24 protein-coding genes are annotated in these 25788 nt (G+C 64.5%); 7 read left to right on the forward strand and 17 right to left on the reverse strand.

Features of this window, described 5'->3' with window-relative positions:
• Nucleotides 1-29: 29 nt before the first annotated feature.
• The gene (locus tag A7B18_RS07440; protein WP_219722099.1) at nucleotides 30-938 is read right to left on the reverse strand and encodes a DUF4007 family protein; all 909 of its coding nucleotides are present in this window, start codon (nucleotides 936-938) and stop codon (nucleotides 30-32) included.
• Between the two features lie 627 nt (nucleotides 939-1565).
• On the opposite strand from A7B18_RS07440, the gene A7B18_RS07445 reads away from it, so the two are divergent.
• A complete protein-coding gene (locus A7B18_RS07445) occupies nucleotides 1566-2885 on the forward strand; it encodes a DGQHR domain-containing protein (protein ID WP_102126133.1) in 1320 nt (439 codons plus the stop codon).
• Between the two features lie 79 nt (nucleotides 2886-2964).
• Here A7B18_RS07445 and A7B18_RS07450 read toward each other — a convergent pair whose 3' ends face one another.
• The 5 genes from A7B18_RS07450 to A7B18_RS07465 form a co-directional block, all read right to left on the reverse strand.
• A complete protein-coding gene (locus A7B18_RS07450) occupies nucleotides 2965-3357 on the reverse strand; it encodes an adenine nucleotide alpha hydrolase family protein (RefSeq protein ID WP_102126056.1) in 393 nt (130 codons plus the stop codon).
• Nucleotides 3358-3852: 495 nt separating this feature from the next.
• Nucleotides 3853-4347 (reverse strand): hypothetical protein, encoded by a 495-nt coding sequence (locus tag A7B18_RS21330; protein ID WP_146009484.1) that lies wholly within the window; start codon nucleotides 4345-4347, stop codon nucleotides 3853-3855.
• Between the two features lie 97 nt (nucleotides 4348-4444).
• Nucleotides 4445-5026, reverse strand: a complete 582-nt coding sequence (locus tag A7B18_RS21335) for a hypothetical protein (protein ID WP_146009485.1) — start codon at nucleotides 5024-5026, stop codon at nucleotides 4445-4447.
• Nucleotides 5027-5121: 95 nt separating this feature from the next.
• Nucleotides 5122-5550, reverse strand: coding sequence for a hypothetical protein (locus A7B18_RS07460; RefSeq protein ID WP_102126058.1), 429 nt, complete (start codon nucleotides 5548-5550; stop codon nucleotides 5122-5124).
• 26 nt (nucleotides 5551-5576) lie between these two features.
• Nucleotides 5577-6218 (reverse strand): hypothetical protein, encoded by a 642-nt coding sequence (locus tag A7B18_RS07465; protein WP_102126059.1) that lies wholly within the window; start codon nucleotides 6216-6218, stop codon nucleotides 5577-5579.
• 235 nt (nucleotides 6219-6453) lie between these two features.
• Here A7B18_RS07465 and A7B18_RS07470 point away from each other — a divergent pair, with 235 nt between their 5' ends.
• The gene (locus tag A7B18_RS07470; protein ID WP_102126060.1) at nucleotides 6454-6708 is read left to right on the forward strand and encodes a helix-turn-helix domain-containing protein; all 255 of its coding nucleotides are present in this window, start codon (nucleotides 6454-6456) and stop codon (nucleotides 6706-6708) included.
• Between the two features lie 2 nt (nucleotides 6709-6710).
• Here the strand turns inward: A7B18_RS07470 and A7B18_RS07475 are convergent, their stop codons facing one another.
• From A7B18_RS07475 to A7B18_RS07515, 8 genes are all read right to left on the reverse strand, one after another.
• On the reverse strand, nucleotides 6711-8390 hold the full coding sequence (locus A7B18_RS07475; RefSeq protein WP_180970064.1) for a hypothetical protein: 1680 nt from the start codon (nucleotides 8388-8390) through the stop codon (nucleotides 6711-6713).
• Nucleotides 8387-10291 (reverse strand): TnsD family Tn7-like transposition protein, encoded by a 1905-nt coding sequence (locus A7B18_RS07485; protein WP_180970065.1) that lies wholly within the window; start codon nucleotides 10289-10291, stop codon nucleotides 8387-8389. The genes A7B18_RS07475 and A7B18_RS07485 overlap by 4 nt, the downstream gene beginning before the upstream one ends.
• Before the next feature lie 7 nt (nucleotides 10292-10298).
• A complete protein-coding gene (locus A7B18_RS07490; RefSeq protein WP_102126064.1) occupies nucleotides 10299-11843 on the reverse strand; it encodes an ATP-binding protein in 1545 nt (514 codons plus the stop codon).
• Nucleotides 11844-14009 (reverse strand): DDE-type integrase/transposase/recombinase, encoded by a 2166-nt coding sequence (locus tag A7B18_RS07495; RefSeq protein ID WP_102126065.1) that lies wholly within the window; start codon nucleotides 14007-14009, stop codon nucleotides 11844-11846.
• Between the two features lie 3 nt (nucleotides 14010-14012).
• Nucleotides 14013-14813, reverse strand: a complete 801-nt coding sequence (locus A7B18_RS07500) for a TnsA endonuclease C-terminal domain-containing protein (RefSeq protein ID WP_102126066.1) — start codon at nucleotides 14811-14813, stop codon at nucleotides 14013-14015.
• A 191-nt stretch (nucleotides 14814-15004) separates the two neighbouring features.
• On the reverse strand, nucleotides 15005-16825 hold the full coding sequence (gene glmS, locus A7B18_RS07505; RefSeq protein WP_102126067.1) for a glutamine--fructose-6-phosphate transaminase (isomerizing): 1821 nt from the start codon (nucleotides 16823-16825) through the stop codon (nucleotides 15005-15007).
• 337 nt (nucleotides 16826-17162) lie between these two features.
• A complete protein-coding gene (locus A7B18_RS07510) occupies nucleotides 17163-18503 on the reverse strand; it encodes a deoxyribodipyrimidine photo-lyase (RefSeq protein WP_102126068.1) in 1341 nt (446 codons plus the stop codon).
• A gap of 59 nt (nucleotides 18504-18562) precedes the next feature.
• Nucleotides 18563-19213, reverse strand: a complete 651-nt coding sequence (locus A7B18_RS07515; protein ID WP_102126069.1) for a trimeric intracellular cation channel family protein — start codon at nucleotides 19211-19213, stop codon at nucleotides 18563-18565.
• 422 nt (nucleotides 19214-19635) lie between these two features.
• Between A7B18_RS07515 and rpmF the strand changes: the two genes are divergently transcribed.
• Both rpmF and A7B18_RS07525 read left to right on the forward strand, forming a co-directional pair.
• On the forward strand, nucleotides 19636-19818 hold the full coding sequence (gene rpmF / locus A7B18_RS07520) for a 50S ribosomal protein L32 (RefSeq protein ID WP_102126070.1): 183 nt from the start codon (nucleotides 19636-19638) through the stop codon (nucleotides 19816-19818).
• 60 nt (nucleotides 19819-19878) lie between these two features.
• Nucleotides 19879-20463 (forward strand): pyridoxamine 5'-phosphate oxidase family protein, encoded by a 585-nt coding sequence (locus tag A7B18_RS07525; RefSeq protein WP_102126071.1) that lies wholly within the window; start codon nucleotides 19879-19881, stop codon nucleotides 20461-20463.
• A 143-nt stretch (nucleotides 20464-20606) separates the two neighbouring features.
• On the opposite strand, the gene A7B18_RS07530 is transcribed toward A7B18_RS07525, so the two are convergent.
• The gene (locus A7B18_RS07530; protein ID WP_102126072.1) at nucleotides 20607-21437 is read right to left on the reverse strand and encodes a universal stress protein; all 831 of its coding nucleotides are present in this window, start codon (nucleotides 21435-21437) and stop codon (nucleotides 20607-20609) included.
• 670 nt (nucleotides 21438-22107) lie between these two features.
• Here A7B18_RS07530 and A7B18_RS07535 point away from each other — a divergent pair.
• The 3 genes from A7B18_RS07535 to bshB1 all read left to right on the forward strand — a co-directional run bounded on the left by A7B18_RS07535 (nucleotide 22108) and on the right by bshB1 (nucleotide 23767).
• Nucleotides 22108-22437 (forward strand): hypothetical protein, encoded by a 330-nt coding sequence (locus A7B18_RS07535; protein ID WP_146009487.1) that lies wholly within the window; start codon nucleotides 22108-22110, stop codon nucleotides 22435-22437.
• 295 nt (nucleotides 22438-22732) lie between these two features.
• Nucleotides 22733-23020 (forward strand): DUF6069 family protein, encoded by a 288-nt coding sequence (locus tag A7B18_RS07540; protein WP_146009488.1) that lies wholly within the window; start codon nucleotides 22733-22735, stop codon nucleotides 23018-23020.
• A 33-nt stretch (nucleotides 23021-23053) separates the two neighbouring features.
• Complete coding sequence (gene bshB1 / locus A7B18_RS07545; protein ID WP_102126075.1) at nucleotides 23054-23767, forward strand: bacillithiol biosynthesis deacetylase BshB1; 714 nt, start codon at nucleotides 23054-23056, stop codon at nucleotides 23765-23767.
• Between the two features lie 43 nt (nucleotides 23768-23810).
• Here the strand turns inward: bshB1 and A7B18_RS07550 are convergent, their stop codons facing one another.
• Nucleotides 23811-24350, reverse strand: coding sequence for a hypothetical protein (locus A7B18_RS07550; RefSeq protein ID WP_219722100.1), 540 nt, complete (start codon nucleotides 24348-24350; stop codon nucleotides 23811-23813).
• A gap of 156 nt (nucleotides 24351-24506) precedes the next feature.
• A complete protein-coding gene (locus A7B18_RS07555; RefSeq protein ID WP_102126077.1) occupies nucleotides 24507-25694 on the reverse strand; it encodes an MFS transporter in 1188 nt (395 codons plus the stop codon).
• Between the last annotated feature and the right edge of the window lie 94 nt (nucleotides 25695-25788).

Raw genomic sequence — 25788 nt, forward strand, 5'->3', positions numbered from 1 at the left:
TGAGGGAGGCCCCATCTGGTGGGCAGCGGTCATACCTGGCCCGCGTAGAAAGCGTCCAGAAGAGCCATCTTGTCCACCGACCTACGCAGGTAGATTTGCTTCAGCCCCGCCGTATCGTCCATTTGTACCGCGCCCCTTGTCAGTGCCTCCACCGCCTCAACGCCCTCAATTAGAGAGTTCTCACTCAGCTTAAACGCCTGCCCGGGGCTGCCAGGCTCGTACAGGGCCTCATGCAGCACTACCGTCTGCCGCTCTCCTTGGACCCTTTCCAGGAAGTCCAGCAGTGCGTAGGCGAAGATAGCGTCAGGCAGCGACCGTTTTGCGCCGAAGACGAAGCCGAACCGCTCGCCGTCCTCCAGGGTCTGAAGGAGCCGTAGCTCGGCCAGGGGGCAATCAAATGACTCCTCCGCCACGCCCTTCTTGCTGCTTTTGCCCGGCAGGTACGTTCGGAGCAGGCAGTCCACATCCCGCTCGATGGTGGAGAGCTTGTTCCTGGCATCGTGCCGCGCGGCCCAGTCGGACAGATGCTCCACCATCTCCGCCTTGGTGAAATCCCGGCGAGGGTAGTGGAAGAAGGCGTAGTGCCAAGCTGCGGCCTTCGCAGGATTGTTCACTAGGAGCCAATGCACCAGCCACAGCGAGCCCGCCTCCTCCAGGTAGGGGTCCCACTCGCTCAGGAGCCGCTGGCCGATGTCACTGGGTTTGACCGCCCCGCGCCCCAAGTCAACCAGCATTCCAGTGGCCGTGCCCCAGTGCCGAATGCTCTGGACCATATTTTTGCCCACGCCGAGCAGCACCAGTGCCAGCGGCTGAGAAAAGTAGGTGGGGCTAACCTCTGCCCCAATCGCTGCTTTTCTCAGCCAGCCGTAGCGGAAGGGGAAGGTTTCGTGGCCGGAGAAGCCGAGCTTGGAGAGGTCAGACTGGACAGGAATCGCCACAACCTGTTTACTATAGCCTGTTACTCCGTAAAACTTAAACGGGGCACACTACCTGTGAGGCGCAGAAGTTGCGCGCCTGGCAGTTCTCTCACGGCAGCTCACCCCAGCCGCACCAACGACTTATCAGCCCATTCGTAAGAGGTAGAGCTTGACTAGTTTTTTAGTTGATGCGGATCATATAAAGCTGCACGAGAGGACTCTTATCCTTTCTCCAAAACTTTGGTCGGAGTATCCAAGCTCGCCACCACTGGTTTGGCAGAAAGTTCTCTTAGACAAATCCGAGTCTAAGTCTCTACCAACACGTCCAGGCATATATACATTTCTATTACAGCCTGAAATTGCTGGTCATCCGGCAATTTCGTATTTGATGTATGTTGGGCAAGCCAGCTCACTAAGACGACGATTTGGAGAATACCTCAGGAGCCGCATTAAAGACAATAGAAGACCAGCTATTCATAACTTCCTTAACAAATACTTAAAGGTCTGGTTTTATTTTGCGGAAGTACCTCAAGCAATCCTCACTCCTACAGAGGATAATCTAATAAAGGCCTTACTGCCGCCCCTAAACAGAGAGATACCGGCTGAGGTTAGCAAACCGGTGAGAGCCAATTTTTAAGTGAGGAGTCTATGGTTAACGAAGAGACGTCGAAAACGATACATGCTCCTGCATTACAAGCACGAATGGGAACTTGGACGTACTACATATCGGCTATAAAATTCAAAGATATTGCGGCAAGAGTTAAAAATTCCGGAGCAATTCACCAAAGTGAGGATTTAGGTCATTACTTACAACGTAGGCTGACAGAGAGGTCGAAGGATATAAGCAATTACATTAAATCACAACCACAACGCTTCTTCAACACTGTAGTAATTGGCGTCTATGGAGGAAGTCCCGATTGGAGGGAATTAAAACTTCGACCATATATTGAAGATGACAATGATGTGGTTGAAGACACGGAAGGTGTTTTTGGAATACTTACCTTGCAACCAGATACCAAGTTGTGGGCAATTGACGGCCAGCATAGGGTTAGCGGGATACAAGAAGCTCTCAGGACAAATCCAGAGTTAGGAGAGGACAGATTAAGCGTCATCTTCGTCTCTGGTGTTGCAAATGAAATTAGGGCAAAAGACGAAGAGGGATATCAGCGAACAAGAAGGTTATTTACCACATTGAATAAACACGCTAAGGCAGTAGTCAAAAAGGATGTTATAGCTTTGGACGAAGACGACGTAGTAGCAGTCGTTGTAAGGCGTCTTTTAAATGATTATAAACCATTAAGAGGAAAGATTAATGTGGAGGGTGAAGGTAGTAGTTTGTCCTCATCGGATAAAATTAGTTTTACCATGATAATAACTTTATATGATATTCTAGATACCTTCCTAATGGGAGAAAGAGATGTCAAAACTTGGAAGCAATTTAAACTGTTTAGACCAGGCGAAGATATAATAGAGGAGCTTTATTTGGAAGCGGTCACCCTCATGGACTCCTTGAAAAATAACTTCCCCCAACTTAAAGAGGTTTTAGAGAGTTCTGCCAAAGAGGAGTTGGCTTATAAGTACCGCAATGAAGAGGGTGGTCACCTAATTTTTCGTCCAATAGGGTTGCAAATTATAGTAAACACCATATCCACTCTCGTGAAGCAGTATTCACAAAATACTGCCTCAAATAGGCTTGATCTTGTAAATCAAGCCGCTTCGGAGCTTGCAACACTGCCAATGAACCTTAATGAGGCTCCTTGGAAGAACCTACTTTGGAATTCCAAGAGGAACAGGATTATATTCGCAGGCGATAATCGTAAAGTAGCGTATTACGTCCTCCTCTACATGGCAGGAGGAAATCTATCTTCAGCAAGAAAGAGGCCGCTCCTTGACAAGGATATACTAAGAAAGGAGTACTCAGAAATTCCCGATATGGAAGCGGAGGATGTTTCAAAAGTGTTCGATTAGGTAATGTTCTTGTGGGCTGTTGCTAGAAGGCGGGACCACGACGTTGGACAGCCTGGAAGAGCGTAGAAAACAGGTATGCCTAGAATAGCTGCCGATGGCGGAGGTCGGCGTCTATGTGATCGGAGACAAAGCCGCGCGCCCCTAAGTGTCGGAGTAGCAGGGAATCTGCGCCCACTTGCAATGAGACAGAGGAGTAGAGGCTAGTCTCGCCCATTACCACCTGGGCCGCGTGCCGGTCCTGCACAAAACGCACCAGGGCAGCCGTCAGGCCGCCCGCACTCTCCAGTACGCTGAACCCGCCGCCCAGCGCCCCCGTGATAGTACGGAAGGTGCCCAGGATTCTCGACTGCTCGCTGCTCAGCCGGAAGGGGCGTACCGCGGTGACGTGCAGTTCCCCGTGCAGCCGCCCGGCCAGTTGCCTACGCTGCCGCCACAATCTCCCGCCCGTCTCCTCGGCGTTGACAGCGACCATGACCTCCTACACCGTCCAGCAGCGCATCCATCTCCACCATGTTCGCTCCATGTAGGGGGCATTTTCGTGAAGCTCAAAGCCGCCGCCCGCACCCAGGCCGCAGTGCAAGCCCTCTGGCAGACACTGCTGTAGCCCATATTCTCCGCACCCTTCCCCCACGGTGCCCCAGCAGCCTACCCGGGCGTCGAACAGCACGAGCAAGAGGATTCAAACAAGCAAAATGACGCACGGGTTGGGGGCGGGTGAGGGGCAGACGTGGGGCGAATATCTGCCCGGCACTGTCCTCACTTATTAGCGGAAGCGACAACTCGGTAGCTAAGAAGCTACAAGTTCACGGTAGACTCTACCGTAGAGAAACGGGTTGTGTTCCACCTTTCGCCGTTGTCTCTACACTCAAGAATTGGGCAACAAGACGACTGCAAGCCGTGGTGACTCATAAGGACCATCCCCAACCCGCAGTTTTTTGTAATTCTCACCGTTGACACCGCGAACCCTTTAAGGTGATTCGCCGCTACTAATCGTTTTCCAGAAGCTCGAAGTTTCCATAGTAGGTGGATAACCCTGAAAAAAGGGCACGGTTAAACAGACTGAGGGAACTGCCCGAGGACGCTCCACACGGACTCTTTTAAGGACCTCATCTAACTGTTCGGTCACATCTTTGAAAAATTTGAGTTCGGAATTTGTCAGTGAGATGACTCTGCTGAGCGTCGTCACGCCCTTGGTGTAAGTCAACCCCAGAGAAGACTCAAAGCGGTACGTTCCGAAATCCCCCATATCCAGGTTGCACCCCAAGAACACGGCCTCCGGGGTCGTTCGTTCGATCTCCCACCGCAATTCTATGAATTTCAGAAAGTGCGCTCGGTCCTCCTGGAGGTCCACGTTGAGCAGCACGATGCCCAGATAAGTCAGGACATCCTCCCGTCGGGCCGCGTAATGCGCTAAAAGGGCGATCTTGTCGAACTTCGGATCGGTCTGAGCACCGCGGGTCACCTGACTCTCCTCCATCGTCTCGCTCCCGTTCCAGACACAGGCCGCCCAGTTAGGACACCTCGATGCAGAAAGAAGGTGCCCTCATCCTGCTCAGGCATCAGGGTTCGGACACCGGGGGCTGCACGCCTGCAAGGTTGTGGAACAGGATGACCACGCTGCCATCCGCGCTCCTCTCGGTATAGGCGTGCGCCGTCAGCCCACCCTCCCCCTGCCCCACGATCAGCAGGCAGTGTTCATCATCGATCAGCCGCGTCTGGCTGGCCCGCGTGATCCATGTCAAGTCCTCGTCCAGTTGATCGGCAAGCTGGCTGTTGGGATAGCTCAACCAGTTGCCCACCCAATCAATGGGCAGAGGCGTATCTTCCTGTTCTCGCAGGCAGTCGAGGTAGCCGAGCAGGTAGCGTTCATCCATGTCCAGGGGTCCGTGTTCAGTTCCGTGCCAGCAGGTGTACCCATTGGCGGCGGCACGAAGCACAAAGATTACGCCGTCCCTTCTGTATCCGAAGAGCGGCCCTCCCCGGAGGCGTCCGGGGGCATCAAGCTGGGCCAGCAGGACGATTTTGGCTGGAGGGGTAATCTCCACCCGCTTTATGGGAACCAGTTCCTCGGGTCGGCGCGGCTTGTAGTTGCCCGTGAGCCCCAGAAAGCGTGAGTGCGCCCGGGACAGATCAAGCCGCACGGCAATGTCCTTCAGTGGCGGGAAGGGAAACAGGATGAGTCATGGTCTCTCCTTCAATGAATGGTGTGGTCTTCCCTTCAGTCAGCGCCTGGGGGTCATTTCACCCGCTGGAATCTCTTGTCGAGCTGATCGAAAATGTACTGCGCCGTGTTTGCGTGCTGACTGCTATATGTGGCCGTCAACGTGGTGACGTTGTTGGCAGTGATGACGTTGAAGACCATTTCATAGGGCAAGCTTCGGAGCGTGCTCTCGAAGGTACGGGTGTTGAGGACCACGGCCCTGGAGCGCAGCACTAGGCTGTTGCGTTGAATCTCTTCCGCGCGCCACGGCTGCCGACCCTCGGCGTGCGGAGCGGCAGGGGCGAGGGAGACGACCGACGCGAGCACAGGACTGTCCTCATTGGCCCGAGCGGCGGCGCGATACTGGGCAGTCGTGGTCACGGTAGTCGGGGCCTGGGCCGTCGTCACGGGAGCACAGGCAGCGAGCAGGAGCAGGAGCAACAGCGAAGCGGGTTTTATGTTCATGAAGCACCTCTGGGGAATGAACGTGCTCAGCGATCCGTGTTGAAGTCCTCGATGCGTGTGGGCAGGGTCGCCACCACCGTCAACTCTCGCCCATAGTCATCGGGAGCCATAGAACCCCGGGCGAGCAGGGTGGGGTCGTCCTTGAGCCCCTGCACGAAGTCGCCCCCCGGCACGCCCGCCAGACGGAAGGTGATCCGGGTGGCCCGCGCCTGCACGCCGGGAATCAGGTGGGGCTCCGAGGCGCCCGCCGTGATCGGCTCGGCGTCGGCCACCGACTCGGCCCTGACCAACTCGTACTTGCCGAAGCAGAAAGACTTGTAGTCGCCCCGGCCCAACCAGTTGTCCTTGTACGCAGGGGTGGGGGTGATCCGCACGGCGTCGTAGCCGGAGGGCCTCTGGGTATGGGTGGTCGTCCCCAGCTTGTTGGCCTCGATGAACTGCACGAGTTTGCCTGGGAGCGCAAAAGCGCCGCCCACCAGGGTCTGCGACAGGCTCACCGGGTTGAGGCAGGGGCGGGCGTAGGTTCGACTCCCCGAGGCATTCAGGGCCAAACCACCCTCATCCACGTAGTACTGCGCGACGGCGTTCAGTTGGGCAGGATCAGGCTTTTTCTGACAGGCGGGGAGCAGGGCCAGGAGGAGGAGGGGAGCTGCCGGGAGGACCTTCACTCCGGGCTTCCCCTCTCCCCAGTGGGGTCCAACGGCCTGGGGCGCGTTTTGAATCCCCCGACGAGGGCAACTTGACCCACCCCGGGAACCACTCCCAGGTCTCCTAGCGATTCGGACAGACGAAGAGATGAAAGCGTCAAACAGCCCTCCCGGCGAACATTTCTCATATTATTCCCTGATTGATAGTACCCTCAATAACTGTACAGCATCAAGGGGTCCTTCCGAGGCTGCCCCAATGCCGCGGATCAAAAAGACGCCCAACCCGAGCCCGCTCAGACGCCTCTTTGGGCAGCGGCTGCGGGCTGAACGCCACGCTCAGGAGCTGACATTGGAAGATGTGGCGGAGGCTGCCGACATGAACTGGTCGTACATCGCCCAGGTGGAGCGCGGCGAGCGCAATGTCAGCATCGACAACATGACGGCGCTGGCAGGAGCCGTGGGACGACAACTCTACGAGCTGCTCATGCCGGACGAGCAGATGGGGACGTGACCCTACTTTCCAGACCTGGGCTGCCAGGTGCCGCCCTGCGGGCCCTCATCAGGAGCCAATTTAGAGGACAGAAGCCCGAAGATTCGTTCGGCCCGACGTTGGACACCGCCTGGTGAGTGCGGCAGGCGCCGGATACGGACCCCGGTTGCCGCCTCAATCTCCTCCAGCTTGGCGAGGTTCCACCATTCCTTGCGGTCAAGCCCATTCAGCAGCACCTGGATCAGCAGGGGCTCAAAGGTGTCCCACTCGGCGCACGCCTCACCCCAGAGGACCAGTGTGGAGAGTTTGCGCTCCGGGCGATGGGCGAATTCGATGAGCCAGAGGGGTGGATCGTCCCCCACGGCCAGGGCCACCACCGCATAGGGTCTTCCCAGGGGCTTCTCCTGACCCGGGAGCAGCTTGGGCCCGAGGCGGAAGACGACGTTCACCCGCGGGTACTTCTGCCAGAAGGTCGCCAGCATCTCCCGCCAGGTGTTGAGCCCATCTTCCTGCGGCTGCGCCCACTCTTCGACCATCTCCCAGGTCACGTCCTCGGGCTCGGGTGGCGCGGCCCGGTTGGAACCCATCCGCACCCCGGCTTGAGGGGCTGTGCCATTTCGCCCCTTGTCCGCCAGGCTGACGAGCCGCTCGCCCTTTCCCTTTTTCTGGAGATAAAGGGAGTTCCCCGGACCCTCCTCCTCGCGTCCCTCGTTGGTGATAGTCAACTTGTGACGCTCGACCAGTCCGGCAGTTGGTGCGGAGAGGTTGTGGCGCGTCCTCGGCCTTTTGGATGCCGGGCCCAGGTAGTCTACTACCGGCTGGCCGCCGGTCTGGCGACGGTCGGTCGTCTTCGGCCTAGGCAGCGAGACCGTGCGCCTCGGGTAGAGGGGATGGACATAGGCAACGCCCTCCACAGGCAACTCCAGCAGGGGCTCAGCCTGGAGTATCTCTTGTACCAGACGAACATTGCCTCGGGAAAGTACCCGCATTCCCCATTGGGGAGACAGCTCGGGCAGATCGCACTTCAGTGGACCGTTCGGGTTTTCCACACGTCCGAGGGCAACGCTCCGGTAGGCGTTCTCAAAGGACGGATCGCAGAGCAAGCGGGCCAGGAGCGTGAGGAACGCCTCGCGCTCCTGGGGAGGAACAGGGAGCGGGAACGAGGCTTGAAAGCGCAGATGCAAGACGTTGCCCTCCACCTCGCGCCGGGTGGGGGTGTCGAGCGTCAACCCATTGAGCAGACCCGTCGTGAAGAAGTCGCCCTGCGCCAACCGTCCCCTCAATAGAACGAGCACGGGCACAACGAACTTCTTCCGATCCTTGCCGGGAAGGGTCCACACCCAGCACTGCTCCTGCCACTCCTCCAAGGGGTCCAGGCGGTACATGCTCCGCGGCAACACGTCACGAACATCCATCAACTCCGGTGGGCCTGCCTTGGAGAGGTCAATCGTACTATTCGCAGTCTCAAAACGGTTCTCCAGGGGCTCGCCGTCCCGGTAGTACTGTCCCAGGGCCATCAGGGGAAGCATCGCCCAGTCGAGGGAAAGTTCCCGCGGCTCGCTTTGCCGGGAGCGGAAAACGGCCCCAAATTTCCACTGGTCCTCCGGGCCTTCCTTGTAAGGTGAGCGCACCCAGGCGAGAGTTACCACCTCGCCTGCCTCGAAAGGCCAAGGCCTCAAGCGGAAGGGCGCCTGTCCGCTCATGCGGCGGGCACCTCGAACCGCGTCAGCAGGGCAGCCCATGCTTGCTCGAAAGCCTGGGCGACCTCAGGCACAGCGAGTAACTCCGGGCGCAGGCCGCAGAGGCGAGCGAAGTGCCAGCGGGGAATACGCCCTCCCATCTGTTGCAGCCCAGCGGCAGCCCGGCGAATTCGGCGGACAGCGAACGCCTCGCGCGTCTCGGACACCTCTGCCAGCACCCGCGCGCATCTGGGCAACCTGCCGAGATGCTGCTCCAGCAGCGCCGCCTGCCCCACCTCGCGCCCAAGGCGTCCGGGGGTCACCCGGATTGGCCGCTCCAAGCGCAGGAGGTCCTGGGCAGCGCGGCGCAGCTCACGGGCCAGGCGGGTGTCACGCCGCCCCCAATCCACGCGCGGTATGGATGGCCGAGGAGTGGTCCGCAGGGGCTTGTTGCGGGTGAGCCAGTTGCGGTCGTGGCGGTAGAGCCAGATATACACGCCGGGAATCAGACGCCTCAGTCCACTTGTGGACGCCTCCGGCTTCTCTTCCCTCTGCTGCTGCCAGGCGGCCCGGCACTCTTCCCGGCGCCAGTTCCAAGCGGTGGTGCCGGGGACATCGATCTTCTCCCTGGGGGGCTTCGCACCTCGGGAGCCGGGTCGCTGCGGTGGCAGGCCCAGGCGTGCCGCCTGTTGACGGACCGTCCCGGGGTCGAAGCCGAGCCGCCGGGACAGCTCACGCAGCGAGAGGGCCGGGTCAAGCCAGAACTTCCGCAAGGCGAACTCCCACACGGGGCCGTAGGCCGCCACACGGTCGAGGCGCCGGGCATCTTGGGGGGTCCGGTCCGGGCCTACTCGGCGGTACGCGAACCCACACGAGCACGTGAAGGTCCCGATAGGCTCACGCGCATTGCAGGTGTAGTTCACCTGAACACGTTCAATGCGCGGCTCTCCGTGGTGTGCGCTGGCAGCATTGAGGCAAGGCCAGGGGCCCGAGCCGAAGGGCGGAGGGGTTGTGCCGAGCCTCTCGCGGTGGAGCCCCAGGAAAGCCTGCATAAGCAGGTGGTGCAGGGTGTGCGCGGCCACACGAGGTTTACGCAGCAGGCGTAGCCACCAGCCATCGTCCTCGGGGGGAAGCCCTATCCGTTCCATAACCTCCGCGGGAAAAACGGTTCGCAGGGCAGCGCGCACCTCCTCAATGTGCGCCTGTCCGCTGAAGGTGGCAAGTTGACGCTCCGCAAGTGCGGCGAGGTAACCATCTCGCAAGGCGGAGGGCAGGACAGCAGGGGGCGGCCCAACCATCACGCCGAGGGCCCGCCGGGCGAGGTCGAGCAGCACGTCCCGCTCACACCCCTCGGGGACCTGACGTGCGAACAGGTTCTGAGGGATGACCGTTTCTGCCGGGATGAACACGTGACGGGTAACTGGAGCGGGCAGGACCACCTCACTCTCTTCCAGCCACACGGCGTGCCGCTCACAGACGAGAACACCGGGGAGCTGATGTGCGCGGTGCCAGTACGCTTCACCATGTCGGGTCCGTTCCTCGGTGACACAGGATGGACAGAAACGCAGGGCCCTCGCCGCGGCTACGCGGCTCGCCATCAAACCGAGCCGCCAGTGCGGATGCCCGTCCCCACGCATGGCGGCGCGAACCTCCTCACGCCGCTCAGGGAGATGAAAAGCGGCGAAGTACGGCAGCAGCGTATGCTGGTCTATCAACTCTTCCACCCCCGGCCCGCCGATGTCGGCGAGTTGCCCGGCGAGGTGGCCGAGGTGCGTCGGGAGGTCCATGACGGCGGTGATTGTCTCTCGCCCGAACAGGTGCCACAGGGTGGTCTTGAGGTTGCCGTACCCCATCAGGCGCGCATAACGCGCGCAGAGGCTGTACAGCAGCTCGTCCTCATAGGGGGAGGGAAAAAGGGCGACCACGCCGCCCTCAGAAGCCGAACTCGGTGGGCGAGCAGATGTAACCGGCATCACGCAACCCCTGCATCCCACTCAAGCCACGGGTCAGAGCGTCCTTCACAAGCGGGGGCAGGAGCGGCGTCACGGCAGCGTGTTCCGGTTGACCGAGTTGACTCAAGGGGCCTTCGGGAGGAGAGACCGGTGGAGGTACATCGCCCTGAGCGTGAACAGGCCGGGGAGTGTTCTTCTCCCGGAGGCGCTCTAAATCAAACTTCACGTCGTCCACCTGCGCCAGCACCTTGGGATCGTTGTTCTTGATGCCCTGAAGAATAATCCTCGCCTTACCGAAGGCATCTTTGGCAACTTGATGAATAAGTTCGGGGGTCAGTTGTTCCAGCCCGGAGTTGATGGCACGCTCCTGGGCGATCATGAACATCTTGACGGCGAAGTCAGCGATCCCCTGCGACTCGTCGTACAGCATCTCGCTCAGATCGCGCGGCACCTGCTTGACTGTCTTCCCCTCCTTGTCGGTGGTCTCGGCCATCCGGGACGGGTGCTTGACAAATTGGTAACGCCACATGGAGGACAGAAACCTGTCCCACTCCCCGTCCTGCGCCATACGGGCCCAATGACCCTCACCCTGCCCGGCATTGCGGCGCATCTGCCAGAAGGCCGAGTTGAGGACTTCATCGGCCCGCGGTGTTCCAATCAACACGACGGGAAGTTTGATTGTATTGACCAGTTCGGTGAACCATTGCAACATCTGCTCACGGCCACCACTTTTCTGCTTGCTGAGGAATTGAATTTCATCGATAATTAGTAAACCAATGGAGTGCAGGGCCGCAACCTTCGCCATATCGGGCAACATTTCGGTGGCAGTCCGTTGCCTGGTGCCCTTAAAGCCATAATCCTTATGATACTTTGTGCTTCCAATCAGTTCATCCACGGCCTTGAAGAAATTCAGGCACAGGGATTTCAAGGTGCCGTCGTTGGGGCAATCGAGTCTAAGAAAGACAATCTGCGTCCGCATTAGGTGATGCGGACGCCCGAGGCTATCCGTATAGGTGCGGTGGATTAGCACCTTGGGGTAGGTACGTAGCACATTTTTTACAGCTACCGTCTTCCCAGTGCCGCCGAGGCCGATTAGAGCGAAGCCCAAAGCAGATGGAGGTTCATACTGCTCAATTCCATATTTGAGCTTCTGGGCGATGTGTTCCACCTGCTGATGTAGGCGGCTCCACCCAAGATCGTGAATAGGGTTGCGAGGAATATAACCGTCGCGGATGATTCTTGCCAGCCGTTGGTGGAGCAGAAGGTGCTTTTCCATCGGTACAAAGAACTGCAAAGTTCTCTGGATATACATCAACCGCAGATGCTTGGGATGGTGCGTCATCTCCCTATCATGTGGAGGGAAGAAGCGGACCCCTTTCGAGAACTCGCCGTCCGTCATCAAGGGAGGAAGGGCCTCAATCAAGGGGTTGTCGAGCCAGGTATCGCTCTCAGCGGTCGAGTAGCTGGCCCTGTACACGCGGCGTGCTCCATCCACGGGTGGCGGTGAAAACGCTTCAATCGTCATTCAGTCCTCCCAATCGTCCACGAGGGCATCCAGCTCTGCCGAGACGGACGGGTCAAACAGAGGGATAGTTGTGGGACGGTTCGGTCCCTTAGACGGCGGTTTGAGTGGCGACTCGGGCGAGGCCTGACCCGCACCCTCCCGCTCGAAGAGTTTCTCGACCTGACGGTTTCCCTGAATGCCACGTACGCGCTGTGCGTTCGACTCGGTGGACGGTATGGACGCGCTTTGAACTTTGGCTTCGTCCATCACCTGCTGGATTTGAACGTCGATCCGCGCCCGGGTCTGCTGGCGGTGGCCCTGGTCACGCCGCCGGTACAGCTCGTCGAGGGCATACTCCAATTCCAGCTCGGGCCAAGGAACACCGCCAGCAGCATTCAACCCTGGAATCTCCTCGCATGGGATGAGGTCCTTGTGGCCCTTCAGTTCCAGCCAAATCTGTGCGCTTGACCAGGGATCGAACGCAATGCTCTCGCGCCACGTCCCGTTCTGGCGCGCTTTGGACCGCCAATCATGTGCCTCAATGTATTCACAGGTGTAGTACTGCTGGCCGTAGCGCAGACCACGTGGCGTCATGGCCGCCTTGGCGCGGGGCAGCAGGCCCCGGCGTACGGTCTCGGGAGGGAAGTACTTCAAACGGCCCGTGCGATGCTCCCGGCCCCAGTGCCACAACTCCAAGGGATTGGCACGCACACGGCTGCGCTTCATGTCTTCGTCGCGTGGGTAGTTGGGGATGAGGGCGGTCCGGTTGTGTTCGAGGAAACAGAGCGTGAGAACTTTACGTAACTGGGCGAGCGTCATAACGGCGTCCAGTCGGTAGTCTCTATCGCCACGCACACTACGCCGCACTGCGCCCGGTAGCCAGTGGATGATCCGGTCGTTTATCAGGCGAAAGCGCCGCTCGACGATGGCTTTCCAATCAGCACGGTAGGGGGGCGTGTTCGCAACGCGCACCCCGAAGCCTGTGACAAGAGCATCTGCGCTACCTCCCTCCAACTCGCCTCGGTCCGCAATCACGGCTTCGGGGAAGTGCTGTGCGGGCCAGAGGTCCGGCGTAATGGGGATTCCCAGGGAATGGCAGTATTCGACCTTATCCGTGGCGACATGCTCGAAGGCAAGCACGGCCCCCATCCAACTTGGTCCTTCCAATCCGACGGTGAAGCCGACAACGAGGCGGCTGAAAGTATCAACCACAACGTAAATTACCGGACGGCCAACGATGAGGCGGGGATCGCGGGAGGACACGAGATACACGTCCCCCACGGTGGAGTCGATCTGGTAGAGCGAGCCGGGTCCGTAGGCCATTGAGGTGGACTCACCGCGCATCCCCCGGTGCTTGAGGTTGTACGCGCGCTTGCCCTCACGGGCGAGGAGGGCCTTGTCCGGGTTCTTGGCTCTGCCGTACCAGTAGTCGAACTGGGCCAGGGTCGGCAGTTTCTCCGGCGAGGGCAAAATGGGTACTCGCGTTCCGTCAGGGAGCGGTTCGTAGCCCTCGTGGAAGTACTTCATGATCCCCGCCTCATAGGCCATTTTCTTAGTGACCCCCAGCTTGTTCTCGTAGAACTCCTCCCCAATCTGGACCAGCAGCGCGCGGGTGCGCTCGTCCACGTTGACTCCTGGGGCCTCCCCCGTTAGCTTCTCAACGGTCGTCCTCCGGCCACGCTTCGGGCCACTCGCTGCACTGCTTGTGCGTGTCTTACCTAGGGCGCCAGAGTTTTCAAAACGAGGAATCAGGGCGAAGATAGTCTGGCCGCCCCGCCAATAACGGTACAGGTAGGTGTAGAGGGTCGGCTTGGTCGCGCGTCCCTCTTGAATGACCTGGGCGATGAGGATGCCCCGCGCCTTGCGCTCGTACATCTCCGGTTTGGCCTGCACGACGGGTTCTATGGCAGCCCAGGCCCGGTCCCGGCCCGAACGCTCAGCCTCACTAAGTTGTTCGTCTCCACGTGGAGTAGCCAGCCACGGATCATGCCGGAGAAGACGCCTGCTGCCTCTGTCAACCTCTGCCTCCACTTCGGAGAGCTTGAACCAAGTAGGCAACGCCTTTTCTTTAAGAAGGTCGATGCTTACAAGAGCGTCGGTAGATCGGTCGATATAGAGAACACGCTCGGCGCAAATCGTGTTGTCGTCTAACACCGTCTCCATCAACACGTTTTCGACGAGATGCACAGTCTATTCCTCCCGAGCCTGACGCAAGACGAGCGGACGGGCAGGGTTAATCCGAATGGACATGTCTGTCTCCCACTGCCGAGTGGCGAGTAAATGCCGCGCTAAAGCCAGGCAGCTTCCATGTTCCAGCCCCAAGTCATCGTCACACCGGCGAGCAACGTTGGAAAGAGCGTCGGCACTGGTACGTACCTCACTAGTCAGATACTGGGTTAGCGTAGGAACATCGTCAGGATTTAAGTCAAACCCATCAAGAATAAGGTGCGAATGCAGCCACTCAATGTTTTCCACCGAAGGGAGGGGGATGTCATCAGCTACAACAATACCCCAGCTTACGTCGCGCCTACTCCAGTATTCACGTTCTATATCGAGCTTCTGTACAGTGCGCTCATCACTCAGTTCTACACCTTGTTTCACAGTCCGCACTGCATCTTCGCCATCCTGCAAAGAGATGTAAAAATCGGAAGTCATGACCATAGACCCGCCTCCAGGCGGTGAGGGGTGTTTGAACCCCAACTCTTTGGCGATGGCTTCGGTCTCCTCGGGGGGCCAGAGTGGGAATTGCTCGCGGATGTCTATAACGTTTGGAGCCCACTCCAACAGGTAGAAGTAGCGCAGCTCGTTCAAACTCATCAGGTGGTGAACCCGTCCCGTCTTCCACCCGCGCTGACGGTTGACCTGCCCCTGGGAAGGAACGTCCTGAATGGACAACCAGGGCTGGTACTCTGCCCCCTCACCCTGGCCCCTCCCCTCCTTCCACCGCTTGAGGATTGATTCCTTGGTCAAGCCTCTGTTGCGCTTCGCCATAGGCCTCCATAACAGTAGGGGCGAGCTTGCGCTCGCCCAGGACGGTGGCGGGGTGGTATTTTGAAAACTTACCCCATCCAGATGAGTAGCTCTAAACGAGAGTAAGAAACTTTATTCCAGAAGTCAATGACTTTTTTTAAAGTAAAGAACTTTTTTCCGACATACATTCGACGCGCCCGATCAAACCGAACTTATTCCACCGTCACTGACTTCGCCAGGTTCCTCGGCTTGTCCACGTCCTTGCCCAGCGCCGTCGCCGTGAAGTAGCTCAGCAGTTGCAGCGCCACCACGTTCACCACCGGGCTCACCGCCTCGTGGGCGCGGGGGACGTACAACACGTCGTCGGCGTGCCCGGCATTCTCCGTGTCGCCGTCGGAGAGCAGCGCGATCACCTTGCCGGAGCGGGCGCGCACCTCCTGCACGTTGGAGATGGTCTTTTCCAGCAGCGGGCTCTCGGTGGCGATCACCACGACGGGGAGCTTCTCGTCGATCAACGCGATGGGGCCGTGCTTCATCTCGCCCGCCGCGTAGCCTTCCGCGTGGATGTAGCTGATCTCCTTGAGCTTCAAGGCCCCCTCGAAGGCGGTGGGTGCGTTCACCCCGCGGCCCAGGAAGAGGTAGTCGCGGGCGCCTGCGTACTTCTCGGCCACGCGCCTGATCTGCTCCACCCGCTCGGGGGCGAGGGCTTCTTCCACCAGACGCGGCAGCTCGCGGGCGGCGTGCAGGAGTTCCTGGGCCCGCGTCTCGCTCAGCGTTCCGCGCGCGCGGGCGAGCCACAGGGCGAGCATCAGCATCGCGCTGACCTGGGCGGTGTACGCCTTGGTGCTCGCCACGCCGATCTCGGGCCCGGCGTGGATGTAGAGGGTGTCGTCGAGTTCGCGGGTCATGGAGCTTCCCTTGGCGTTGATCACCCCGAGGGTCTTCGCGCCGCCCTTCTTCGCCTCACGCAGGGCTTCGAGCGTGTCGATGGTCTCGCCCGACTGGCTCACCACGATGGCGAGGGTCTGCTCGCTCACCAGGGGCGAGCGGTAACGGTACTCGGAGGCCACGTCCACCTCGACCGGGATGCGCGCGAGTTGTTCGATCAGGTACTCGCCCACCAGCCCCGCGTAGTAGGCCGTGCCGCAGGCGATGATCGAGATGCGCTTGAAGCTCTGGGGGTCGAGGCCGATGTCGAGGTTCACCTCGCCCGTGTCGTCGTGCAGGCGCCCGATCAGGGTATTCGTCAGGGCGGTGGGCTGCTCGTAGATCTCCTTGAGCATGTAGGTGTCGAAGCCGCCCTTCTCCGCCGCCTCGGCGTCCCACTCGATGCGGTCGATGCTTCGCTCGACGGGGTTGCCTTGCAAGTCGGTGACCCGGAAGCCGTCGTCGTGCAGCACCACCATGTCGCCGTCGTGGAGGAAGACCATATTGCGCGTGTACGGCAGCAGGGCGGGCACGTCCGACGCCAGGAACATCTCGCCCTCGCCCACGCCCATGACGAGCGGGCTCACGGTGCGGGCCGCCACGATCTCGCGGTGGGCGACGTGAGTGACGACGATGCCGTAGGCGCCGCGCACCTGCGAGAGGGCCTGTCTCACGGCCTCGTACAGGTCCCCTTGGTACGCCTCCTCGATCAGGTGGGCCAGCACCTCCGAGTCGGTCTCGCTCTTGAAGGTGTGGCCGCGTGAGATCAGGCCCTCTTTCAGCGAGAGGTAGTTCTCGATGATCCCGTTGTGGATGATGACGATGCGCCCGTCCTCGGTGGCGTGGGGGTGGGCGTTCGTGTCGTTGGGCAGGCCGTGGGTGGCCCAGCGCGTGTGCCCGATGCCCAGCGTGCCGGGGAGGGGGTGGTGGACGAGTTCACCGCTGAGGTTGGCGAGCTTCCCGGCCTTCTTCCTCACCACGACCCGCTCGCCGTCCGCGACGGCCACGCCCGCGCTGTCGTAGCCGCGGTATTCCAACTTGGCGAGGCCCGAGATGAGCACGTCCTGCGCCTGCCTGCCTCCGATATATCCGACGATTCCGCACATACGTGCTCCTTGACCCGCTCCCGGCGCACGGCCAGGGCGGGCGGTGTCTGGGTGGGTTTGTGGGCACCGCGCGGCCTTATCTCCGCGTCACCGCGAGAAGCTTATCGCCGCGCTTCACCTCCCCGGAGGAAGGTCGGGTAGGCCCGTGCCGGGGCCTGGAGGCATCCGCAGAAACCCTCGCTCACCTCCACCTCGTCTTCTGCCCTCCCGGGGTACGCCGGGGAAGGCAGACCTTGCGCTGCCCTGTTTTGTGTGAGCCGGACACCAGCGGCCCTGCGGCGCAGCATACCACCCCGGCTGGAGTGAGGTGAGCAAGATGCTCAGGTGTGCCCCCCCGTCAGGTCCACCTGCGGGCGTAGGCGTCGGCATCGAACTTGCGGCTCAGGCCCGAGGCGGCGAGGTAGCGCACGTTGCCGAAGATGGGGCGCGGGGCCCAGGGGCGGTCGTGCAGGCCGAAGACCCAACCCACGCTGGCGTAGGAGTTGGCGTCGCGCCCGTCGAGCTGGTAGCGGTTGTTCAGCCACAAGGTCGTGTCGTAGGCCTCCTGGGGCGAGGGGCCCCACTCCAGAATCTTCTTGCCCCAGTACATCCGCATCGCGTTGTGCATCCGGCCCGTGCGGACCATCTCGGTGTGGGCGGCGTTCCAGTAGCGGTCGTGGGTCTGCGCCGCGTCGAGTTCCTCACGGGTGTAGAGGTGGGGGCGGGGGTCGCCCGCGCGCTCCTCCAGCGTCTTTCGCGCCCAGGCGGGCAGGCCCTCGTAGCGGTCGTAGGCGGGGTTGAACTCGCAGTAGTTGAAGCTCAGCTCCCGCCGCACGATCATCTCCTCCAGGAAGGTGTCGAGGCCGGGCCCGCCGTCCGAGTGCTCCCGCGCCGCGAGGGCCGCCGTCAGCGGCGAGAGGTGCCCGTAGTGGAGGTAGGCACTCAGGCGGCTGCCCCCGTCCACGTTGGGGTCGCGCCGCCCGGAGTCGTAGCGCGGCAGCAACCGGGTGACGAAGTGGTCGAGCCGGGCGAGCGCCCTCGCCTCGCCCCCCTCCTCCTCGCCGGGGGGCACGCTGTTGTCCACCCCCAGGGCGCGCACGGTCAGGGCCGGGTCCGAGACGTCCAGGCCGGGGTCCCAGTCGGGGTGGCCCTGCGCTCCCTCCTCCACGTCCACGGGCACCAGGAACCGTTCCAGCACGCGGTGGAGCCTGGGCCGCAGGGTGCGGGCGCCGACCTCCTGCTTGTCCGACACGGTGCGGATCGGCACCACTGCGTCAGATTCGACCTGCACGAAGGGCACCTCCAGCCGCCCCGCGAGGGCCTCGCGCCACTGGCGTCCGGGGCGCAGGTACCCCCGGTCGGTGACGACGAGGCAAGCACCCCGGGCGGCGTCCAGCACCACGTCGGGCGGGTGGCCGACGCCAACGCGCAGGGGGACGCCGCGCCGCGCCAGCCCGGCCCGCAGGTCGCGCAAGCCCTCCAGCAGGTACTGGAAGTGGCGGGCGTTCGCCTCCGGGTAATCCGGGTTCAGGCCGAAGACGGCGGCGAGGGGCACACCCAGCCGCCGCGCCTCGCCCGCCGCGTACTCGAGGGCGTGGTTGTCCCGCGTCCGCACGCTCGACTGCACCCACAGCAAGACGAACCCCTTCCCCGACGGCTCGCCCGGCCTGAGCACCTGCACCCGTTCCGCTTGGATCATGGCCGTTTTGTAACGTGCCCCCCCGCCCGCAGACGGTGGGGAATCCGGCGAAGTCTTACCTACCCCCCCGGCAACCTCCGCACGGGGAGCCGCACCCACCCCCGGCGCGAAACCCAGCGCAGCAGTAAGACGGTGATGATGCCGCCGAGCTGGGCCTGAAAGGTCGTGACGTGGCCGTGCAGCAGATACACGACGAGGGCGCCCCCGGCGGCGGCGGTCGCGTAGAGCTGGTCGCGGCGGTACATGACCTCGGGGACCTCGTTGGCGATCAGGTCGCGGATGATGCCGCCCCCCACCCCGCTGAGCATCCCGGCAAACGTCACCCCCAGCGGCCCGAGCCCGATGGCGATGGCCCCAAGCGCCCCCGAGGCGGCGAAGAGGCTCAGGCCCAGCGAGTCGAACACGCTCAGGGCCTTCTCGAAGCGGGCGAGCCGTTCCCCGAAGGCGAAGCTCAGGACGGCCCCCGCGAGCGCCATCCAGAGGTACGTCTCGTCGCGCAGGAAGACGGGGAGGGCCTGCCCGGTCAGGCTGTCGCGCACCGCCCCGCCGCCGACGGCGGTCACGCAGCCCAGCACCAGGACGCCGAAGAGGTCGAACCTCTTGCGCACGCCCAGCAGCGCCCCCGACAGGCTGAAGGCGAGGACCCCCAGCAGGTCGAGGAAATACAGCCCCTGCGCCAGCGTGACGGAAGGGAGCGCGAGTTCATGCACGCGAGCACTCTAAAACGCCCTGCGCGATCCTCCTACCTGGACGGAAGAACGCGGGCCGTGACGACCCTGGGCGGGGGACACGGTGGGGGTGGGACGGATGGCGCGACCGAACACGCCGCGTGGTAGCAGGAGAGGACCCTGATCCTCCCCGCCTTCCGGGAGTCCTGACCGGGCGGGTGTGGGCGGCCTTCGCGCCGACGGACCTCCTGAACAGGCTGGGGCTGGAGTGGCAGGGTGACCCGCCGTCCTCATGCCGCGCGGCGTCCCGCACCCGGCGGGGAGAGGCACCTGGCCCCTCGCCTCCATCCAGGCAGCCGTGTTATACTCCCGGCTGTTGTCTCGCCCACGAGGGCTGAGCAGAAAAGCCCCGGCAGCGTTCCACCAGTCCCAGACGCCGAGCGGCTTCCCGAGGAGAAAGAGTCATGGCGAAGCACCCCGTTCCCAAGAAGAAGACGAGCAAGAGCAAGCGCGACATGCGCCGCAGCCACCACGCGCTCACCCCCCCCACCCTCGGCGAGTGCCCCCACTGCCACGCCAAGAAGCTCAGCCACCACATCTGCCCGAGCTGCGGCTACTACAACGGTCGCCAGGTCCTCGCGGTCTGAGCGAAGTCAAGAGAAGAAGGGTCCCCACTCGGGGGCCTTTTTCTTTTTTATCCTGGGTCTATGGCGAAGCAGTTCGACCGCATCCTCCCCGAGCACGCCGAGTTCATCGCCCGTCAGCACGTCTTTTTCACGGGCAGCGCGGCGCCGGAGGGGCGGGTCAACATCTCGCCCAGGGGGCTGGACACGTTGCGGCTCCTCGACGACCACACCGTCGCGTACCTCGACCTGACCGGCAGCGGCAACGAGACCGCCGCCCACCTACGCCTATCGCCCCGCCTGACCCTCATGTTCTGCGCGTTCGAGGGCTCGCCGCTGATCCTGCGGCTCTACGGCGTGGGCTGCGCGCTGGCCCTGGGAACGCCGGAGTTCGAGGCCCGCGCCTCAGCCTTCACCCTTCTGCCCGGCACCCGGCAGATCATTGAGCTGCGCGTGAACCTCGTGCAGACCTCCTGCGGCTTCGGCGTGCCGCTCCTCGACTTCCGGGAGGAACGCTCGGCCCTGACCCGCCAAGCGGAGGCCTGGGGCGAGGAGGGCTTGAGACGCTACTGGGAGCGCAAGAACCTCCGCAGCATCGACGGCTATCCTACAGGGTTGCTAGACGGGTTGGAAGACCAAGGCGGCCCCCCTCGGGACTCGGACGCCTGATTTGACTTCGCGTGTGTAGCACGCCAACTTTTCTCCACCACAGCCCGGGAAGCCCGGGAGGGCGGAGTCTTTATAATTCTGCCCTCCCCTGCGCCCCAGGTCGCAGAGCGAGGCGCTTGAAGCGGTGTATGACGCGGCGAGACTCAAGCGGGCTTGGGCAGCGGGCCGGAGACCGTCAGGACGGGGACGGGCGACTCGCGCACGATGCGGCGGGCCACCGAGCCGAAGAGCAGGCGGTCGAGGCCGCGCTTGGCGCTCGTGCCCAGGGCGATCACGTCGCACTCGCCGCGGCGGGCCCGGTCGAGGGCGACCTCGGCGGGCGGGCCCCAGGCGACCTCGCCGCCGCCCAGGCCCTCCAGCCGCCCGCGGGCCTCGCGCTCCCACAGCTCGTTGCGCTCGCGCAGGAGTCGGGTGCTCGCGCCGCGCAGGGCGGGGGGGCTGGAGAGCATAGGCAGCGCGAGCGGCGTGTCGAGTGCCCCCGGGTCCACAACGTGCAGCGGCTGAATCTGCGCGTCCGGCCACGACCGCCGCAGGAAGTCGAGCGCCCCGAGCGCGCCGGGCGAGAAGTCCATCAGGAGGAGGACACGCGCCCCCGACCCGGGAACGGGAGGGGCGGCGGCGGAGACGCTCAGGACGGGCACGGGCGAGTCGCGGATCACCCGCTCGGTCACGGGGCCCGCCCCGCGCTCGGACTGCCGGGGCCCGGCCTTGCCGAGGACGATCAGGTCGAAGGCCCCCTGCCGCGCGCAGCGCAGCACCTCCTCGGCGGGCGGCCCGGAGGCGAGGGCTCCCCCACCCAGGGCGTCCAGGGCCTCGCGCTCGCGGGCGGGCTCTCCCGCCGGAGAGCGGGCGGGGCGCGGCGGGGCGACGTGCAGGAGGTGGGGGCGCGCGTCCGGGAAGGCGGCGCGCGCCACCGCCAGGGCCTTCCCCGCCGCCGGGGAGAAGTCGGTGGGAACAAGCACACGCAGGGTCATCGCTGGGGTCCTTTCCGCCCGCACCGACGGGGGAGGCGCCGGGCCGCGCGGGCGGGCGGTGGGGGCCGGGCGCCTGACTCGGCCACCTGTCTGAGCGACCTGTCAGGGTCGTGTTCGGCCCGGCTGGGCCGGGCAGAGCCTTCACGGCGGGCGGTGGGTGAGCGGGGGCCAGACCCGGGCGGACGGGTGCATGTCACACCTCCCTCCTGTGGGTCTGGCCCTCGCTGCGAAGCGCCGGAAAGCGTTGCTTTCGGACTGACGGCGCGCGCACCTGCTCTCAGGCGGCTACTCCCCCGCGGTTGTGCCCCCACCGTAACAGGCCCCACTGGGAACTTCGTGAGGGCCAGCCCCCTGCCCCCTTCGCCGAACCCCGGCTGTGCGGCCTATCCTCATCCGGGACCCCGGAGGATGTGAGGCGGCCCGAACCGAGCTTAAGGAAGACGCATGGCGCGGCGGGGACCGGGGTCCCTACCATCGAGACAAAGGGGAGCCGTCGCCGGGGAGTAGCCGCCCGCAAGGGAGTTCGCAGGCCGTCAGTCCGGGTACCAGGGGTGCCTCGGCCCGAACACGAAAGGCCAGACCTGCGCAGGAGGAAGGCATGCAGTCCTGGCCCCGGCAGCCCGTCTGGCATCTCGCACCCCCCCGTTTGGGAGCTTCCCTGGAGGACCCCTTGAGTCTTTCGTCCCTCACCTGCCGCTGGGTGCCCGGCACGCTCGACCGGGTGTTCGTGTCGTCCCCCTTCGGGTCCGGCGAGGCCTCGCTGCGCGACGTGCGCCGGGTGCTCGGGCCGGTCGCGTCCCACGACCTGTACCTGAGCGGCAGGCACCACCTCTGCGGCGACGCCGACCACATCTGGTACGCCCTCGTCTGCCTGGGGTGCCCGGTGGCGCCTGGGGGCCTCGCGCCCGTGGCCGCCGTGCACACCCCCGCGCCGCCCTCGCCCGTCCCCACCACACCTGCCAGACCCGGCACGCCCCGCCCGGCAGGAGGTCCCCTCTGAAGGTCAGGGCCCGCCGTCTCGTCGCCACCCGGACGCACACGCCCCTGCTCCTGCCGCTGCCGCCCGCCCCGCAGAGCGGGCAGGACCGACTCCTCGACGAGGCGCCCGAACTGACCTTCCCCGCCAGCGATCCGGTCGCGCTCACCGTGCGCGCGGCCCGCGCCACCCCCCCCCCCCCCCCCCCCCCCCCCGCCCCCCCCCCCCCCCCGCCCCCCCCCCCCCCCCCCCCCCCCCCCCCCCCCCCCCCCCCCCCCCCCCCCGCCCCCCCCCCCCCCCCCCGGGGGCTTTTCAGGACGTGCTCGCCGGGCCGCGGCAGATGCCCTTCTCGGTGGTGCCCGTCCTGGGCCTGTCGTTCATCGGCGCGCTGGGGGCGGGCGTGGTGTACGCGCTGATCGCCCGGCTCACCCGTCAGCCCAACCGGATCTTCGCGGTCCTCGCGCTCGCCTTGCTCGTCGCCTCCTTCGTCACGCCCTTTTCGATCCCGAACGTCCCGGTCTCCGTCATTCTGATCCTCAACCTCATGCACGTGGTCGTCTACGCCTGCGTGATGGCGCTCGTGCCGCGCCGGTCGGCGAAGGGGTAGGGGCCGCTTTCCCCGCCCCCTATCCTGCGGGGCATGACGGCGCAGACGACCTTCGGCACCCCGCGGCCCCTCGACTGGCTTTGCCTGGCTCCCCACCCCGACGACGCCGAGATCGGGGCGGGGGGCACCCTGCTGCGGCTGGCGCGGGCGGGCCGGGCCGTCGGCGTCCTCGAACTCTCGCGCGGCGAGCGCGGCACCCAGGGCACCCCGGGGGAGCGCGCGGCGGAGTGCGTGGCGGCGGCCCGGATTCTGGGGCTCGCGTGGCGCGGGCAGCTCGGCCTCCCGGACGGGGAACTGGCCGACACGCCGCAGGGGGCCCACGCCCTCGCCGGGGTGCTGCGCGAGGTGCGCCCGCGCGTGCTCGCCCTGCCGCACCCCCGGGACCGCCACCCCGACCACTTCGGCACCTCCCACCTCGCCCGGCGGGCGCTGCACCTCGCCGCGCTGCGCCGGGCCGATCTGGAGGGCGAGCCGCACCGCGTCTCCCGGGTGCTGCTCTACCAGGGCAACGGGGACATCGCGGCGAACGTGCTCGTCGACGTGGAGGCGGTCCTGCCCGAGTGGGAGGCCGCCATCCGCGCGCACGCCAGCCAGTTCGCCGGAGGGCACGTCTCCGAGACGGTCACCCCCGAGGTCGTGGAGCGCCGCCGCGCCCGCCTGATGTACTGGGGCACCCTCGCCCGGGTGCGCTACGCCGAGGCCTTCGAGGTGGAGGAGCCGCTGCTCCTGGATCCGGAGGGGCTGTGACCGTGCGGGCCGGGGGGCCAGGACAGGTTGAGGTGATCTCCGCTCACGCCAACTTCAGGGCGTCCACCAGCCGGTCGAGCAACGTCTCCCACGGGCGGGCGGGGAGGGCGGACAGACCGTAACGCTCGGCCTCCTCCCGGAGCCACAGACTCAGGTTCCAACTGACATGAGCCCGGCCACGTTGCTCCCCCTCCCCGGGTTCCCGTGACCGCAGGTTGCGAACGAGTTGCTCCTCGTCCGGCTCGTGCAAGAAGACGGCCCGGACCTCGCCACGCGCAAAGGCGTCGACGAGGGCCGGGCGCGCCGCCAACTCGGGCAGGAGGTAGTCGCCCTCCAGCACGAGGGGTGGCCCTTCCTTCACGTGGTTCAGCACGACGGCCTCCAGCGCAGGCGGCAGGGCACGTGAGGCGGCCAGGTGGGCCCGCACGATCTGGTCGGCGGAGAGGGAACCGGGGTCGGGGTGGGTGAACCAGCAATGCAGGGCGGGCTGTCGCTCGGGCGTGGTCAGGTGCATGACCGCGAGGTGCAGGTCGTCCACCTCCGTCACGCTGATCCCCAAGCGGTGTGCGAGCGGGTAGCTCACCTGCGTTTTTCCTGTGCCCGAGGCACCTCCAAGCAGAACGACCATTGCCATCGGCTTATCGTGCAGGCTGGGCCGGATCACTGGATGAGCACAGAGCCCCACGGTCTGGGCCGGAGGAGACTGGGAAGGGCGACGAGAGGCCGGTGAAGAGGACGGTCAGGAGGTCTCCCCCTGCGGCTGGGGCAGCGGGCGCGTGACCATCCGGCCCGGGAGGAGGTAGTACGCCTCTGCGAGGAGGAAGACGGCGGCCCCCAGGGTGAAGACGCCCGCCGGGCCGAAGCTCGCCCACAGCAGGCCGCCCAGCACCGGGCCCACCGCGTACCCCAGCGCCTCGACGGCCATGACCGTGCCCCAGGCGGCGGCGCGGTGGGCGTCCGGCAGCACCCGCCCGACGAGCCCGTTCCACCCCACGACGAAGGCCCCGTACCCGACCCCGAGCAGGGGGGCGAGGAGCCACAGCCGCGTCTCCACCCCGGGCAGGGCCGCCACCCCGAAGGTCAGCGCGAGCAGGAGCAGGCCGGGCGCGAGGGCGCGGCGGGGGTGCGCCCGGTCGGCCACCCGGCCCGCCCCCCAGAACGAGGCCCCGAACACCGCGAGCGCGAGCGCCCCCGGCCCAATCAGGTCGCCCAGCCCCAGCCCCAGCCGCGCGAGGAGGGGATAGAACACGGTGACGAGCAGCCCAGGTGCCAGCGTCTGCGCGAAGGCGGCGGGAAGCAGCACCGCGACCCGCGACCAGCCGCGCCACACGCTGACCCGGCTCCCGCCCCCCCCTTCCGCCGTGCCGGGCAGGCGCAGCCCCCACAGGCTGAGGGCGAGGACGAGCGCCGCGACCTGGGCGCCCACCAGGAGCGCCCACGCCGTCTCGGGCCGCGCCTGCATCAGCGGTCCTACCCCCAGCACGCCGCCCAGGATGGCGGGGGCGACGCTGAGGCTGGAGACCGCGAGCGCCCGCGCCGTGCGTCCGGGCCGGGCCAGCGTCTGCGACGTGCTCATCACCCCCGGCCAGAGGGCGGCGTAGGCGAGGCCCCACACCGCACAGCCCAACACCCCCCACGCGGGGGACGGGGCGAGCCGGGCCCCCAGCACCGCCGCGAGCCCGAGTGCCGCGCCCAGCCCGAGCACCCGGCCCAGCCCCCACCGCTCGGTGACGAGCCCCAGGGGCCCCTTGGCGAGCGCGTCGGCGAGGTAGTGCCCGCCCACCATCAGCCCGATCACCGCCGCGCCGAGCCCCAGCCCCGGCCCCGCCACGGGCAGCGCCGACACGAAAAAGCCGGTGCGCACGAGTTCGCTGGCGACCAGCAGCGCGAGCAGCCGCAGCATGGTCAGGGGCCGGGTCCACAGCATCAGCCCCGATTGTACGGGGTGCCTGCGGGCCAGCGTGCCTCCCCCGGCTCCGCCACATGACGGACGCCCAGAGCAAAGGGGCCGCGCTAGCCTG

Source organism: Deinococcus planocerae (genome assembly GCF_002869765.1).
Lineage (GTDB): Bacteria > Deinococcota > Deinococci > Deinococcales > Deinococcaceae > Deinococcus > Deinococcus planocerae.

What these genes read in the sequence shown, in the direction of transcription:
- A7B18_RS07510 (WP_102126068.1), bottom strand. Translation starts at nt 18,503, where the DNA reads ATGATCCAAGCGGAACGGGTGCAGGTGCTCAGGCCGGGCGAGCCGTCG.
- bshB1 (WP_102126075.1), top strand. Translation starts at nt 23,054, where the DNA reads ATGACGGCGCAGACGACCTTCGGCACCCCGCGGCCCCTCGACTGGCTT.
- A7B18_RS07475 (WP_180970064.1), bottom strand. Translation starts at nt 8,390, where the DNA reads ATGAGCGGACAGGCGCCCTTCCGCTTGAGGCCTTGGCCTTTCGAGGCA.
- A7B18_RS07530 (WP_102126072.1), bottom strand. Translation starts at nt 21,437, where the DNA reads ATGACCCTGCGTGTGCTTGTTCCCACCGACTTCTCCCCGGCGGCGGGG.
- A7B18_RS07555 (WP_102126077.1), bottom strand. Translation starts at nt 25,694, where the DNA reads ATGCTGTGGACCCGGCCCCTGACCATGCTGCGGCTGCTCGCGCTGCTG.
- A7B18_RS07500 (WP_102126066.1), bottom strand. Translation starts at nt 14,813, where the DNA reads ATGGCGAAGCGCAACAGAGGCTTGACCAAGGAATCAATCCTCAAGCGG.
- A7B18_RS07445 (WP_102126133.1), top strand. Translation starts at nt 1,566, where the DNA reads ATGGTTAACGAAGAGACGTCGAAAACGATACATGCTCCTGCATTACAA.
- A7B18_RS07490 (WP_102126064.1), bottom strand. Translation starts at nt 11,843, where the DNA reads ATGACGATTGAAGCGTTTTCACCGCCACCCGTGGATGGAGCACGCCGC.
- A7B18_RS07525 (WP_102126071.1), top strand. Translation starts at nt 19,879, where the DNA reads ATGGCGAAGCAGTTCGACCGCATCCTCCCCGAGCACGCCGAGTTCATC.
- A7B18_RS07450 (WP_102126056.1), bottom strand. Translation starts at nt 3,357, where the DNA reads ATGGTCGCTGTCAACGCCGAGGAGACGGGCGGGAGATTGTGGCGGCAG.
- rpmF (WP_102126070.1), top strand. Translation starts at nt 19,636, where the DNA reads ATGGCGAAGCACCCCGTTCCCAAGAAGAAGACGAGCAAGAGCAAGCGC.
- A7B18_RS07470 (WP_102126060.1), top strand. Translation starts at nt 6,454, where the DNA reads ATGCCGCGGATCAAAAAGACGCCCAACCCGAGCCCGCTCAGACGCCTC.
- A7B18_RS07460 (WP_102126058.1), bottom strand. Translation starts at nt 5,550, where the DNA reads ATGAACATAAAACCCGCTTCGCTGTTGCTCCTGCTCCTGCTCGCTGCC.
- glmS (WP_102126067.1), bottom strand. Translation starts at nt 16,825, where the DNA reads ATGTGCGGAATCGTCGGATATATCGGAGGCAGGCAGGCGCAGGACGTG.